The 15,531-nt window shown below is 26.1% G+C and carries 12 protein-coding genes and 2 tRNA genes; 9 read left to right on the top strand and 5 right to left on the bottom strand.

Translation table 4 applies throughout. The features are described from left to right. Window positions 1-3: 3 nt before the first annotated feature. Window positions 4-771 (bottom strand): MAGa3780 family membrane protein, encoded by a 768-nt coding sequence (locus HF996_RS03240; RefSeq protein WP_168910608.1) that lies wholly within the window; start codon window positions 769-771, stop codon window positions 4-6. Window positions 772-936: 165 nt separating this feature from the next. On the opposite strand from HF996_RS03240, the gene secDF reads away from it, so the two are divergent. From secDF to HF996_RS03200, 8 genes are all read left to right on the top strand, one after another. Continuing rightward, window positions 937-3,519 carry a protein translocase subunit SecDF gene (gene secDF / locus HF996_RS03235; protein ID WP_168910607.1) on the top strand — a complete coding sequence of 861 codons (2,583 nt, stop codon included), beginning with the start codon at window positions 937-939 and terminating at the stop codon, window positions 3,517-3,519. Window positions 3,520-3,530: 11 nt separating this feature from the next. Then, the gene (gene hisS, locus HF996_RS03230) at window positions 3,531-4,847 is read left to right on the top strand and encodes a histidine--tRNA ligase (protein ID WP_168910606.1); all 1,317 of its coding nucleotides are present in this window, start codon (window positions 3,531-3,533) and stop codon (window positions 4,845-4,847) included. A gap of 9 nt (window positions 4,848-4,856) precedes the next feature. Next, window positions 4,857-6,581, top strand: a complete 1,725-nt coding sequence (aspS, locus tag HF996_RS03225; RefSeq protein WP_168910605.1) for an aspartate--tRNA ligase — start codon at window positions 4,857-4,859, stop codon at window positions 6,579-6,581. 1 nt (window position 6,582) lies between these two features. Further along, a complete protein-coding gene (locus HF996_RS03220) occupies window positions 6,583-7,998 on the top strand; it encodes an APC family permease (RefSeq protein ID WP_168910604.1) in 1,416 nt (471 codons plus the stop codon). 148 nt (window positions 7,999-8,146) lie between these two features. Continuing rightward, window positions 8,147-8,237 (top strand) — tRNA-Ser (locus HF996_RS03215). 3 nt (window positions 8,238-8,240) lie between these two features. Continuing rightward, window positions 8,241-8,325: transfer RNA gene (locus HF996_RS03210), tRNA-Leu, on the top strand. Between the two features lie 132 nt (window positions 8,326-8,457). Beyond that, window positions 8,458-8,610, top strand: coding sequence for a 50S ribosomal protein L33 (rpmG, locus tag HF996_RS03205; protein ID WP_168910603.1), 153 nt, complete (start codon window positions 8,458-8,460; stop codon window positions 8,608-8,610). 6 nt (window positions 8,611-8,616) lie between these two features. Continuing rightward, window positions 8,617-9,678: an aminopeptidase P family protein gene (locus tag HF996_RS03200; protein WP_168910602.1), complete on the top strand. Its 1,062-nt coding sequence runs from the start codon at window positions 8,617-8,619 to the stop codon at window positions 9,676-9,678. 66 nt (window positions 9,679-9,744) lie between these two features. On the opposite strand, the gene HF996_RS03195 is transcribed toward HF996_RS03200, so the two are convergent. From HF996_RS03195 to serS, 4 genes are all read right to left on the bottom strand, one after another. Beyond that, window positions 9,745-11,280 carry an ATP-binding cassette domain-containing protein gene (locus HF996_RS03195; RefSeq protein ID WP_254427702.1) on the bottom strand — a complete coding sequence of 512 codons (1,536 nt, stop codon included), beginning with the start codon at window positions 11,278-11,280 and terminating at the stop codon, window positions 9,745-9,747. Between the two features lie 55 nt (window positions 11,281-11,335). Then, window positions 11,336-12,952, bottom strand: coding sequence for an ATP-binding cassette domain-containing protein (locus tag HF996_RS03190; RefSeq protein ID WP_168910600.1), 1,617 nt, complete (start codon window positions 12,950-12,952; stop codon window positions 11,336-11,338). A gap of 77 nt (window positions 12,953-13,029) precedes the next feature. Beyond that, window positions 13,030-13,248: a hypothetical protein gene (locus tag HF996_RS03185; protein ID WP_168910599.1), complete on the bottom strand. Its 219-nt coding sequence runs from the start codon at window positions 13,246-13,248 to the stop codon at window positions 13,030-13,032. A 23-nt stretch (window positions 13,249-13,271) separates the two neighbouring features. After that, window positions 13,272-14,546, bottom strand: coding sequence for a serine--tRNA ligase (gene serS, locus HF996_RS03180; RefSeq protein ID WP_168910598.1), 1,275 nt, complete (start codon window positions 14,544-14,546; stop codon window positions 13,272-13,274). Window positions 14,547-14,826: 280 nt separating this feature from the next. On the opposite strand from serS, the gene HF996_RS04120 reads away from it, so the two are divergent. Further along, a complete protein-coding gene (locus HF996_RS04120) occupies window positions 14,827-15,480 on the top strand; it encodes a hypothetical protein (protein ID WP_254427701.1) in 654 nt (217 codons plus the stop codon). The last annotated feature ends 51 nt before the right edge of the window (window positions 15,481-15,531 follow it).

Here is a 15,531-nt window from a genome sequence, read left to right as displayed (position 1 = left end):
TTTTTATTGTTTTTCCTTCTTAAATAAAGGTTTTTTTTCAAGTCGTATTTTAAAAGCTCATTTTCAAAAATAAGAACAACCAAAAGGAATTAATATAGCCACAAACAGAATTAATATATCTAAAAACACAACGATTAACACACTTTTTTCTTTATAAAATAAAGGTTTAGTGAAGTTTAAAAAGGAATAAATAGTTCCACCATCATGCACACTGTATTTTTGCCCTTCTTTGTTGATTGCTTCATAATTTCCATAAGTAAAAAAGTACAATAATAAAGCAAAAACAAAATAACCAAGGACATAAAGCCCAGCTTTAAAAAACAATCTGTGATCAACTACTAATGATCTTCTAATAAAAAACAAACCAACAAATCCTAAAGAAGGATTTATCAAGTGAGTAGTTAAAGATTTAATTGCTGTTCCCGGATTTTTTCAAGTATTTGATTTTCAAGAAATTAAAGCCCAGTAAACTAAAAAAGTAATAGTAATTAAAGAAACAAAAGCAAAATAAAGTCTTTGATGTTTTTGGCTAAATTTAAAATATATTAAAAAACAACCTACCGCTAACATAAAATTAGACTGATATGTGAAGAAAATAAAAGGACTAAAATGCCCAAAAAAGTATTCAAAAGAAATACCATTTGGACTTATATATTCATTTTGGGATTTAGTATAGACAATATCAACAACAAATGCAACAAATGTTGATAATAAAATTCAAATCGCAATTATCAAAAAGAAAAGTCTTTCTTTTCCAATTTTTAATTTCATATTTTAAGCTCCTTTGAAAAATATTTGAAAATTATACAACATTATTTTGGTTCAATTTGCTTTATTTTTAAAGCAATTTAAAAATTGAAATGTTAAATTACTTATTAATATCGTTCATTTTTAGTATAATTTAAAAACGTTTATTACATTAGCAAAGACATTGATATGAAAAACTTTTTTAAAAAACTTTTCACTCTAAATAATTGAAAAAGGTGATTTATTGCCTTTTTATCTTTTTTTACTATTGTTTTTGTAATTTCATACACCAGCCAACAATATATTTCAAAAAATATAAATAAATCTATTGAATACGGTGGTGGAGCAGAAGTTTTAGTTCAAGTTAAAACATTGGATGACAAAGTTCCTAACAAAAACACAGTAAAAAACGCAGATCAAGAAATTTTTACAAGACTAACAGGTGGTTCTGGACTAAACGGAACCAGTGTGTCTATCGAAGGTGAAGGTAGAATAAGAATTTCTAGAAATAATATTACTGATAATAGAAAACTAGAGTCCTTCATTTCTGAAATAGTTACAAAACCTTTATTGACCATCACTGATGCAGATAATAAACCACTATTTTATGATGGTAAATTTGTAGATAATGGTTCATTAGACTATGGAAATGAAGTAAATTGAGCACCTCCATTTAAACCAGAATCTGCTCAAGCAAGACCAAATCCAAATAATCCTTCACAAAATGAAGTACAAATTGAATTAAAAAATACAGATGCTGAACTTGAATGATCAAAAGCAACTGATTATGTTTCTAAAAAACCTTTTGGAAAAAACAGAATTTTAATTTGATCAAATATTTCAGGTTTAATTAAATTAGCTAAGACTCAATATCCTGATGAATGAAAAAATGCCAAAGAAAATGTCTTTAATTTTGTTCATGTTAATGAAAATCCAAACCCAGCTCCATTACAAAATAATCGACCAGCAACACCTGTTTTAAAACAATATCAATTTGATGCAAAAAAATATTTAATTTCAGATGCTCGTGTTCAACAGGCGCTTAATGGTTCCTCTTTTGTTATTAATGGAAACTTTTCTTCAGCAGAAGCAAAACAATTAGCTTTAAATATTAATTTCGGAACAGCGGATTATAAATTAGATTTTCTTTCTGCTTCATTTGTTTCTCAAACTAAATCAGATTCAGCCTTTACTTCAGCTTGAATTGCAGTTGTTGTTGCAATTTCAGTAATTGCTTTATTTATGATAGTAAATTATGGACTTTTAGGTGTTCTTTCTACTATCTCACTTGCTTTATATATCTTCTTAACCTTGCTATTTTTCACTATAGTTCGAGGAGAATATTCACCAATTACTATTGCAGCTTTAGTTATAGGAATTGGAATGAATGTTGATGCTAATATTATTAGTTTCGAGATTCTAAAAACTAAAATATACTCGGGACACACGGTTAATAAGTCTAATGCATATGCCAATAAGTCTTCATTAAGTACAATTTTAGATTCTAATATTACAACATTAATAGCAGGACTAATTCTCTTCTTTTTTGGAACTAAAAGCATAAAAAGTTTTTCAATTACATTAATTTTTTCAATTATATTTACTTTATTAGTGATTATGTTGTTTACAAAATTAATGACATCACTTGTTTTAAGAACAGGATTTTTTGACAAACGAAAATATTTATTAGGTGTTAGATCAAAATATTTACAAAAATATGAGCGTGGGTATACTTCAGTTTTAGATAAACCAGATTATTTAGCTTGAAATAAATACACTAGATGAATTCCTTTAGGAATGTTTATTTTAGCAATTTTAATTTTTGCTATATTTGCAGGTATAAATCAGTCGTTTGTTGGAGGTTTAAATTTATCTATCGAATTTAGTGGTGGAACCAATATACTAATAGAAAACAGCGATCCAACCTATGATTTAATAGATAAACAAAAAGGTGAAGCAATTATTAAATTTTTAGAACAACAAGGAATTAAAAATAATGCTTCACAAATTTTAATGCATCCTTTAAATGCTGAAAATTCCGTTTTTAATATAGAAATAAAAACACAACAGGATTTAACTTCTGTAATTCAAAATTTAAATACAAACTTAGCTAACCAGTTTTCAAACCTTAAATTTACAACATATTCAATATCAACAGAAGAAGCAAGAAGCTTGATTTTGAATGCAATTTTATCAGTTGTTGTAGCAATTGCTTTTGTAACAGCATTTGCGTTTATTAGATTTAAATGAACCTTTTCACTAGCAATTATTGTTTCGTTGTTATTCAATGTTTTAATGGTTATCTTTACATTTATTATTTTCCACGTTCAACTATCTCCAACAATAGTAGTCGCTCTATTATCGATAATTGGTTACTCAATTAATGACACAATTGTTATATTTGATAAAATAAAAGAAATTTTTAGAGAATTACCATATACAGAAGTTAGTGATGAATCAAGAGTTAAAAGAATAGCTACACAAGCTATAAAAGAAACAATCAAACGTTCACTTCTTACTTCATTATCAACAATTTTTGCTATATTTGTCTTAATGATTTTCTACAATTCTATTGATATTCTCTTTAGTTTTGCTATGTTTGTAGGAGTAATTTTTGGAACATTTTCTTCATTATTTATAGCTACTACTATTTGAGTAAAATTAGAAACAAAAAGAAACAAGAAAAAAGCAAAAAGAATTGATGTTGGATACTGAAAAGTTCAAAAAATTAGTGAACAAACTTTCGCTAACATCAATGATTATTCAAAATAGCTAGGTGATTTATGAGTGATATTACTAAAGAAAATAAAAAAACTGATACATTAAATATTAACTATAAGCCAAAAGGTACTCAAGATATTTTTGGAAAGAAAAAAGAAGTTTTTTTATTTATTAGAGACACTTTTTTTCAAGTAGCAAATAACTTCAATTTTGAATATATTGAAACCCCAATTTTTGAGTTTGCAAATATCTTTTTATCATCAGGTCAATCTTCAGATATAGTAAATAAGCAAATGTATGAATTTAAAGACAAAAACGACCGTTTATTTGCACTTCGTCCTGAGGGAACTGCTCCAGTGATTAGGGCTATAAACGAAAACAAGCTTTATCTAGAAAATAATAAGTTTTTTTACTTTGGTCCTATGTTCCGTTATGAAAGACCACAAAAAGGAAGATATCGTCAATTTTTTCAAGCAGGAATTGAACATATAAATGTTGATAATAACTTAATAAAATTAGAGGTTCTAGACTTTGCAAATCAGTTACTTAAAAGACTTGATTTATCTCAAGATACTACTTTAAAAATTAACTATTTAGCCACAGTTGAACAAAGAAATTTGTATTCCCATAAACTAAAAAACTATCTATTACCTTTTAAAGATCAGTTAAGCCCTATTTCGCAAACTAGATTAGAAATCAACCCTTTAAGAATCTTGGATGAAAAATTAGATTCAGATAAAGACTTTATTAAAAATGCTCCCAAATTAAAAGACTTTTATACTCAAGAACAACAATCTGAATTTGAACAAATCCAAAAACTTTTAAAGCAAAATAACATTAATTTCGAAGTAGATGATTTACTAGTAAGAGGATTAGATTATTATGATAATTTAGTTTTTGAATTTATTTCGGAATCACAATATTTAGGAACAAAATCGACAATTATAGCTGGAGGTTGTTACAACGGCTTATTTAGTCGTTTTTCAGGTCCAGACATTTCAGGATTAGGTTTTGCTATGGGAGTAGATAGAATTGCTGAAATTTTAGTTAATAATACTAAACTTTTTAAAGACTTTTTCCTAGATTTTTACATTTTATCTTTAAACGAAGCAGAATTTGCTGATGTAATTAAATTAGCTTCAAATTTAAGAAATAACAATTTCCGAGTAGATTTTAATAAAAAACTTTTTAACTCTTTTGCTAAAGCATTTAAAAGTGCTTCTAAAATGAAGGCAAAATACTTGATTTTTAAAGAAAAAAATCAAAACAGTAATATGTGGACTATAAAAGACACAAAAACATCACAAAACATTGAAATTAGCGAAGAAATCCTTCATTTTCCAGACATTTTAAAAATACTTCAAGAAAAATTTAACTAAGGAACAACTATGTATAAAACAATTACAAACGAAATTATTTTATCTCATTTAGTAGAACAAAAAGTTGCAATAAAAGGTTGAATTCAAAACATCAGAAAATTCAAAGATAAATCTTTTGTAGAAATCAGAGATTATTTTGGCATTTTACAAGTAGTTATTGATTTAAACAACACCCATTTAAAAACTATTTTTTCTTCATTAACAAAGGAATCTGTAGTAGAAATCAAAGGTTTGCTACTTAAAAGAAAAGATATTAATCCAAATATTAAAAACGGTGATTTAGAAATTATTGTTGAAGATATTAAAGTATTTTCGATAGCTTCAGAACTTCCTTTTCAAATTCAAGACGAAATAGATGCAAATGAAGACTTAAGACTCGAGTACAGATTTTTAGATCTTAGAAGAAAACCCGTAAGAGATAACATAATTTTCAGAAATAAGTTGTTTTACCATATTCGTTCTTTTTTCTTTGAAAATAATTTTACTGAAATAGAAACACCTATTTTATCCAAATCAACCCCTGAGGGAGCAAGAAGCTTTTTAGTTCCATCTAGAAGAAAAAATCACTTCTTTTCTCTTCCTCAATCACCTCAGTTGTATAAGCAATTATTAATGGTTTCTGGTTTTGAAAAATACTTTCAAATAGCAAGAGTATTTAGAGATGAAGACTTAAGAAAAGATAGACAATATGAGTTTGTTCAGCTAGATGTAGAAATAGCTTTTCCTACTATTGAATCAATAAGAAAAGTAGTTGAAGATTTAGTTAAATACATTTTTAATAAATTAAACTTAAACATTACAACACCATTTGAAATTTTAGATTTTGATACAGCAATAGATAAATTTGGTTCTGATAAGCCTGATTTACGTTTTGATAATTTTTTATTAGATGCAAATGTTTTAAATGATTCAAAAGAATTTTTATTTGAAAAAAATACTACAAAATCCTTGTTTTTAGAAGAAGTTTTAATTGATAAAAAAGAATACAAAATCTTTAGTGAAAACGTTGTTCAAAATAAAGCAAATCGTTTGTTATATGTTCACATTAAAGATTCTAAAATCATTCATTATTCTTTTAAATTAAATTCATATGAAGCAATTGAAAAATATGTACAAGAAAATAATTTTAAAACAGGGACATTGTTTATAGTAAATGATGAATATGAAAAAGTTTGTCAAGGTTTAGGTGCTTTAAGAAACAAATTAGCTCAACATTATAATTTAGTTAAAAAAGATGATTACAAATTTTTATGAGTTGTAAATTGACCTATGTTTGAAAAAGATGAAGAAACAGGTAAACTTTCAGCAGCTCACCATCCTTTTACAATGCCAACTTTTGAAACTTTAGATTTATTAAAAACAGATCCATTAAAAGTAAGAGCACAAGCTTACGACTTAGTTTTAAACGGGGTTGAAATTGCAGGAGGGTCAATTCGTATTAGTTCGAAAGAAATTCAAGAACAAATTTTTGAAACAATTGGACTTACAAAAGAACAAGCAAACAACCAATTTGGCTTCTTATTAAAAGCTTTTAGCTATGGTGTGCCTCCTCATGGTGGAATTGCTTTTGGACTTGATCGTATCATTATGCTCTTAACTCATTCAGAATCTATTAGAGATGTCATTGCTTTCCCAGTTAATTCAAAAGGTCAAGATCTACTTTTAAAATCGCCTACAATTATTGAAGAAGAACAACTAAAAGAATATAATATTAAATTACTAGAAGATGAATAATATGTTTAAAAAATTCTTCAAAAATAAAGAAAATAGCAACAAAAACCATCTTAGTGAAAGACAGTTTTTGTTCTTCGGACTTAACTATATTGTAGGTTTTGGTTTTATAGCAACAATTTCTGGTGTTATTTTAACAGGCTCTTGAGGAATGTTTGTTTTTGCACTTACTTCTTTAATTACGTTGGCTGTTTTATTATCTTTTTCACGAGCTGCTAATAAATACAAAGACTTAGTAGGTTCTTCATATGCTTATTCTAAAAAGACATTTGGAAGATCAATGAGTTTTTTTCAGGGCTGAAACCAGTTTGTGCAAATTCCTTTATTTGCTTCAACAGTTCCTCTGTTTTTTTCTATACTTTTAACCTCTTTAGATCCAGAAAGAGAAGTTCTTTATACGATTATTTCTGTAGTTTTATACATTTTGTTAATTAGTATTTCTACTTTTGGTGTTAGATTATCAGCTAGATTCATTTTTGCTTCAGCTGCTATAAAATGACTAACATTAGCAGTTGGATTTGGTTTGATTGTTTATTTAATTGCAAGTTCAAAAAACAGTTTTATTGAAAATATTTCAGATGTTTCTAAACCTTTTTCTATAGTTATTTTAGCTAAAACCGTACTTAATTTTATCTATGCTTATGGAGGTTTTGAAGGTTTAGCAGGAATTTCAAAAGAGGTCAAAACTAATCGATTTAAGAAGCTTTTAGTAGTTTTATTTATAATTATTTTTAGTGCTTATTTTATTTTTTATTTAATATTTTTAGGTCTTAGCAAAAGTGTTTTGATAGCAGATGGAAAAGAAAATTTTGGACTAGATTTGGTTTATAAAATCGTTTGAGGAACAACCGGAAGTATTTTATTTTCTATAGGAATTTTCTTTAATAGATTTTCAGCCACTCTTTCTTCAAGTCTTTATTATGGAAGATTGATAGCTCCATTAGCAGAAGATGGTTATATTCCAACATTTTTAGCTAAAAAAAATAAAAATGGTGAATATAGAAATGCTATTTACACAGTAGCAGTAATTTCAATTTTATCAACTATTATTTTTACTATTATTCCAAAGGCATTAAAGGTTCAAAATTCTTTTAATTCCATACTAAATAGTGGTAATTCTGCTTATTTAATTCAGTATTGATTCACTATTTTTACAGTACTAGTTTGAAAATGAAAAAATGCAGAAAAAATACCATTATGAGAAGTAATAGTCTATATTATTGCTTTATTAATAATTCCTTTTGTTCTTCTTTTTTCTTTCTTTCCATGAATAGCAGGAGAAGAATTTAGTAAAGATTCAATCATTCTAATTTTTAGTTATTTTTCAGTAATTCTATTAGGTTATATCTTGTGAGGTACTTATAGCTGATATAAAAACCATAAACTATCTAAAACATACAAAAGAGACTATTTATTCTAATAGTCTTTTTTTATTATTTGTTTTCAAAATAAAGGACTTAGCGAAAAAAATTAGGAAAAACAAAAGAAAAAGTTTAGTATTTTTTTAAATAAAAGAATTAGTAAAAATTTTAAAATATTTCAAAAATATAATAAAATTATATAGATAAGGAACAGTACTCAAGTGGCCGAAGAGGACACGTTGGAAACGTGTTAGGGGTGTCAAAGCCCGCGCAGGTTCAAATCCTGTCTGTTCCGCCAGAAGCTCTCGTGGTGAAATTGGTATACACGTTAGATTGAGGTTCTAATGCAGAAATGCGTACGAGTTCAAGTCTCGTCGAGAGCACCAAATTTGCAAATTAAAGCACACATTTATGTGTGTTTTTTATTTTTATAAACACTAAAATATAATATAATTTAATACACTATTAAACTATAACTATGTTTAATTAATTTATAAAATTTATGTATAGGAGCTATTATGGCAAGAGAAGGTATCACTTTAAGATGTGAACAATGTAAAATGGAAAATTACATTACAAAGAAAAACAAAAAAACTCAAACTGAAAAGTTAGAAATGAAAAAACATTGCCACAAATGCAATGCACATACTAGTCATAAAGAAAAAAAATAGTATAAAATGAACAAAAAATATTTAGATTTAACTTTCCAAGAACACAATTTAGATGTAATAATTTCATTTTCTCAACAAACAAGACTATGAGTTTCAAGTATTCAAACTAGTGATGGAATAGTTTTTATTGAAAAAGATACAACACATTTATTTGTAGACTCAAGATACATTGAGGCTGCTGAAAAAGATGCTAAAAATGTTGTAGTCCATCTATTAACAACTTCAAATATAAAGGAGTTTGTAAGTTCCAAAAACTATTTAAGAATTGGTCTTGAAGAAGAATATTTAACTCTGTCTGAATTTAACAGAATTAAAAATTGATTTGAAAATGCAGAATTTGTTCAAATAAATGCACAAAAATTAAGAATTCTTAAAACTAAAAGTGAAATTTGCAAAATCAAAAAAGCAGTAGACATTTCATTAAAAGCATATGATGAATTATTAAAACATATTAATGAAAATGACACTGAAAAGACATTAGATATTAAGTTAAATTTTTTCTTGAAAAAATATGGTGCAGATAAAGAATCCTTTGATTCTATTATTGCAACTGGTGCAAATGCTGCTATGCCTCACTATCATCCAAAAAATGTAATTATTAAAGAAAATGATTTTTTAAAAATTGATTTTGGAGCAAGCTATAAAGGTTATATAGCAGATATAACTAGAACAATTATCTTCAAAAAAGAAGAAAATGTTGATCCTAAAAAAGAAGAAATTTTAAACATTGTATTAAAAGCAGCTCAATTAGGTAGACAAGCAGTTAGACCAGGCATTACAGCTTCCGAAGTAGACAAAGTATGTAGAGACTACATTGAATCACAAGGTTATGGACAATACTTTGTACATTCAACAGGACACGGAGTAGGAATAGATGTTCATGAACTTCCAACAGTTTCTTCTATGGGCTCCACAGTACTAGAACCAGGAATGCTTATTACTGTAGAACCAGGAATCTATATTCCAGGATTTGGAGGAGCTAGAAACGAAGATGTCGTTTTAGTTACAGATACAGGTTCAGTTACATTATCAAGACCTAAAGAAATTAACGGAATTGAGCAAGAATAAGAATATCAAAAAAACCCCAAATTAAAATTGGTGTTTTTTTGATATTTTTCTTCATATTTAAAGCTTTTATAATTTATTAAAATCAATAATTGCATCAAAATATTTATAATCATTTGGTTCTAAATGGTGGCTAACTAGAATGATAGTTAAATTAGAATCTAACAATAATTTTTCTTTAATATTATTTACATTTTTCTTGTCAAGGTTTGCAAATACTTCATCTAAAATTACAAAATTTGGCTGTGTATACATTAATCTAGCCAGTGTAATTCTTTGTTTTTGACCTTCAGACAACGACATTATATTTTCTTTATTAAATTGTTGAAAATCCTTTATTTCTGAAGAAAGATTGAAATAATCAAGCATTTTTTCCACTCTATTTTTATCTAAGTTTTTATCCCAAAGAGCAATATTATTATCCACAGAATCTCTGAAAATAAAATTCTTACCATCTAAGAAACTTACATTTTCTCGTAAACTAGATTCTTTAATAGTTTTAAGTTCTTTTTGGTTTCACAAAATAGAGCCAGAATAATTATCTTCTACACCTAAAATAATCTTTAGAATTGTTGATTTTCCTTTTCCAGATTCACCTACTAAAGCATATTTTTTGTTTTTTTCGAAAACAAAATTAAAATCTTTTAAAATAAAATTTTTGTTATCATAAGAAAAATTAACATTTTTAAATTCAAGTTTTTGAATTGGCGAAATTAACTCAGTATTTGTATCAGGTTTTATGTGTTCAAGCTTTAATTTATCAATTACTACCTTACTTGCTTTAATTTTTCTTAAATTCATCGACATAATAGGAACGCTATCAAGAAAAACATCAAATAAAAATCGAAAGAATATTAGTGATTTTACATCTAATTTTGTATAAAAAATAGCAAAAATAATGGATGTTGTAGCAATTAATTTTATTACATATAAAACTTGAGTGATAAAGCCATCTTTTACAAACTGTTCTAAATAATTTTTTTTCAGTTCGCTTAAATACATATTTTGGAATTGTTCTTGCATTCGCTCTTTAATAACATAAGTTTTATTAGCATAATATAAACGATCATAACCTTCTAATATATTTGCTAATTTTTCAATTAATTTTTCTTGAGCAGTTGAAAAATTAATAATTGCTTCTTTCTGCTTCTTTTGAAAAGAAAAAGAAAGGAGAAAACTCACTGCCAGAACACCTAGAAAAGCAACGATTAAACTTCAATGGATTAGTGCAGCGATTATTATGCTAATAACAATATCAAAAATTTTATTAAGAAAAGAAATTCAGTTTAAAATATTTTCATTAAAGTAAATATCAGCATCATTAAATAAATAATTTCAAAATTTACTTTCAGAAAATTTTTTAATTTCAGTTGATTTAGCTTTTTCAAAATGCTGAGCTACTTCATAGGAAACTGAAGAATAAATCCTAAACCTTATCCTGTTTTGTATATAGCCTTTTATAAATGAAATTACAACTGTATAAAGTTGAATACCTAAAAGAGTAATAAAAATTACTAAAAATTTAGATCAACCAGTATTAAAAGTGTTATTTTTCGCATCGCTCTGAATTTGCTGAACCATCTGTGCATAGTAATAATTTAACATAATAGTTCCAACAGACACTAACAGAAGAACAATTACTTGACAAATTCATAAAAATTTATATTTTTTCCAAAGTATTTTCATCTTCTAATCCTATCTTAATTATGTAATCATATTTATCACTAGGTTCTATATGATGGCTAATGTGAATTAAAGTAAGTTCCTTGTCATTAAACAAATCTTCCTTTATTTTTGAAGCATTTTCCTTGTCTAAATTAGCAAGTGCCTCATCTAAAATTAGTAATTTTTTGTCTCTGTAAAAGTGCCGAGCAATGTTAATTCTTTGCTTTTGCCCAGTTGATAAATTAGAATCTAAGTTATTTAGTTCTTGTCAAATATCATCAACAAAATAATTAGCCTTTTCCAAAGCCTTTTCTACTCTATCTTCTTGATTTTCTTCTCAAAAACTAACATTATTATAGATACTGGTGTTAAAAACAAATTCTTTAGAATCTAGAAAAGTCATACTGTTTTTAAAAGTATCAAAATCAATGTCTTGATAATTTTTACCATTTAATAAAATAGAACCCTGAGTTTCATCTAAAGGAATTTGTCTTAATAATATAGAAATTAATGTTGATTTTCCAGCTCCTGAAGGACCAGTGATTGCATATTTTTTCCCTTTTTCAAATTTGAAATTAAAGTCTTTAAAAATTACTTTTTTATCAAAAGAAAAATTTAGATTTTTAATTTCAATAGATTCAAAATGTATTTCTAAAGTGCTTCTTTTTTCTTCATTTTCCTTTTCTTCCAAGCTATATTTTTTTAGTATATCTTGTGTAGCAACAAATTGCTTAATGTAGTTTAAAAATTGAGCAAGCTGTTGTACTAACAAGATTTCAAAGAAATAAACAAAAATAAAGATAGAATAATCTTCTTTTTGTTGATAAACAAAATATGCAACAACAGTCAAAATACAAATACTAATAAAACCTGAGAAAGAAAAATTTAAAATTTCAAATAGTATTATTCATCTTACTTCTTTTATTATATGTCTTCTGATAATATTGTTTTTATTTTGAATTACTTGTGTAAGCAAATATTTTTTATTTAAAAAGAAAATTGAAGGAAAACCTTCGAGAAAATTTAAAAATTGTTCACCAAAAACTTTTCAAAATTCAATAATTTTTTTAGTTTTACTATTAATAACTTTTTTAACAACAAAAGGAAATATAACATTAGGAATAAACATTGCAATTGTTATCAAAGTAATATAAACACTTTGAGTAAACAAAATTACTAGTATGACTCCAACGGCTAAAATAGAAAAAATAAATTGGTAAAAATTATTCAATAAACCTTCAAAAATAGTATCAAAATCTTGCTTTAACGAAGCTACAAACGAACCACGACCTTTTTTGTAAAAATCAGAAATACTTGTCTTTTCAGCACTTTTAATAATATCTGTTCTTAAATGTTGTTTTACCTTCATCAACATTTTGTTATAGAGTCAAATATTAAAAATAACAAAAATGGTCGTTAAAACAAAGAAAACTACTTGTCAAATTAAAATAGTTTTGTATTCTTCAAATTGATTATTTTTTATAACATTAAAAATTAAGCTAATAATATAAGTATTAGCAATAACTATTAAATTCATAAAAATAAAACATAATAAACTTAAAGCAAAAAGTTTTTTTTCTTTTAAAAAATATTTTAAAACAATTTTAGTCATTTTGAGTCCAAATAAAAAGTGTTTTAATCAGTAAAACATTTTTTATAAATTAATTTATATTTTTTGGTTCTACTTTATTAACCGAACATATAAACAGAAAAAGCTATAAAAGCAGCAATAACTAATAAAATTATAATAACTGCAAAAATAAAAAAGTTTCTAGCAGATTTTCTTTGTTTTTCTATGTAATTTACAACAATTAAATCTGAAGTGTTTGCTTCAAAGTCAGCAATTTCTTGAAAATTATTTAATTCAGAATTAATTTTATCATCATATTTTTTGTATTTTTTGAACATTTTTACCTTCATTTTCCTTCTTTTTATTTATTTTCTTTACTAATTTTTTGAATTTTACCAAAGTATGGAATTAATACTTCAGGAATTTCAATAAAGCCTTCTTCTGTTTGATATTGTTCTAAAATTATAGCAATTATTCTATCAATTGCAAGCCCAGAACCATTAATTGTGTTAGCATATAGAGTTTTTCCATCTTCTTTATAACGAAGTTTCATTCTTTGAGCTTGAAAATCACCACAAATTGAAATAGAAGAAACCTCTCTGTATCTTTGTTCTGAAGGCATTCAAGCTTCTAAATCAATAGTTTTTTTAGAAGCAAATCCCATATCTCCGGTAGATAGAACCACTCTTCTGTGAGGAATTTTAAGCAATTTTAAAATATTAGCAGCATCATCAACTGTTTTTTCAAACTCAGAAAGTGCTTCTTTTTGTGAAGTAATTTTAACCAGTTCTACTTTATGAAACTCATGCATTCTGATGATTCCTTTAGTATCTCTTCCTCCGCTACCAGCTTCAGAACGATAGGATTTTGAATAACCAACAAATTTGATAGGTTTATCTAAATTTATTATTTCTTGAGAGTAAAAATTAGTAATTGGAATTTCCGCAGTAGAAATCAATCATAAATTAGAATCATTTACTTTATAAAGATCTTCAGCAAATTTAGGAAGTTGTGCGGTTCCATACAAAGCTTCTTCTAAAATCAAAGTATTTGGAAGAATTTCTTTATAACCGTTTGAAATATGAGTATCTAACATAAAGTTCATTAAAGCTCTAACTAATCTAGCGCCTTCATTTTTATAGATTACAAACCGAGTACCAGAAAGCTTTACTGCTCTTTTGAAATCGATGATATCTAATTCGGTAGCAATCTCATAATGAGGAAGGATTTTGAAGGATTTTTGTTCAACTTCAGCTCAGGTTTCTAGGATAACATTATCGTTTTCGTCTTTTCCAACAGGAACATCATCTAAAGGTAAATTAGGGATTCTAAGTAGCATATTTTCTACTTTAAAATCGATTTCATTAAAGTCAGTTTCAATACCACTGATGTCTTCATTTATCTTTATAACTTCTTCTTTTAAAGAACGAGTTTCCTTCTTTTCCCTTGCTAATTTTCCAATTTGATCAGATATTTCATTTCTTCTGGCTTTTAGTTCATTAAGTTCAACTAAAAGTTCATTTTTTTGTGTTCCAAAGGCAACAATTTCATCAATTACTTTAATATCAAAATTTCTTTGTGCTAATTTTGTTTTTACTAGTTCTACATTTGCAAGAATAAATTTTAAAGTTATCATAATTTTTTAATTATAAACTTTCGACAAAAATAAACAAACAAACAAGCAAAAAAAGCTTCTTTCTTAGTGAATTTGCAAATAAACAATTCTTTTAAGAGAAAATTTTTAAGACTTTGTTTTTGAAGAGTTTTTGTGTATAAGTCTTTTTTTTTTTTTTTTTTGTGATGTTTTTATTTTATAGTTGAATTGTGGTAAAATTTAGAAACTAAAATATATAAATTATAGCTACTCCTATTTATGCTATGAATTTACAGATTTTATCACATTTAAAGAAGGTAATATGTCAAACAAAACTGTCATAAAAAATTCAACTAAAAAATTAAAAACAACAATAGCAGCAACAGGTATTCTTTTAGGTGCTTCAGTTGCTACACTTCCATTTTTATTCAAAATCGCAACAGGTTCAGAAGTTAAAGTAGAAAACTTTGAAAGTTTTAATATTTCAAGACATTCTGCTGAATTTAATTTTGATCTTAAATCCAATCAACCAGGTTTAATTTCTAGACTGAAAAAAAATAACAAAGACTCTTTTGTTATGGTTTTTCTAGATTCTGACAATGTTATTAGAGAACAAAAAGCAGTTAAGTGATTAGAAGATAAACAAAAATTTAGTGTTCAAACAAACAACTTAGATGCAGGAAACTTATACACCATAAGATTATTAAATTTAAGTGATAAGAAAACAGAAATAGCAAATTTTGTCTTCACAAAAAATGCTAACTATGTACTTACAAAACCAGAAGTTAATTTTTCTTTATTTTCCACACATCTTTCATCTTCAACAGTTAGACTAGATTTTTCTGATCAACAAGACATCTTAAAAGACAAAGAGATTAAAATTGAATATAAACTAAAAGTTGATGAAGCTACTAAATTAGAAACATTTACAAAAGTTCTAACAACTGTAGACAAAAAAAGAATAAACAATTTGTAGAATTTTATTTAGATAATTTAAAAAGAGCTTCAGATTATGAAATTTTAGGTG

The organism is Mycoplasma sp. 1654_15 (assembly GCF_012516495.1).
Taxonomy (GTDB): Bacteria; Bacillota_I; Bacilli_A; order Mycoplasmatales; family Metamycoplasmataceae; genus Mesomycoplasma.
Note: the sequence above shows the minus strand (reverse complement) of the source record. Positions and strands in the feature narration are given on the sequence as shown.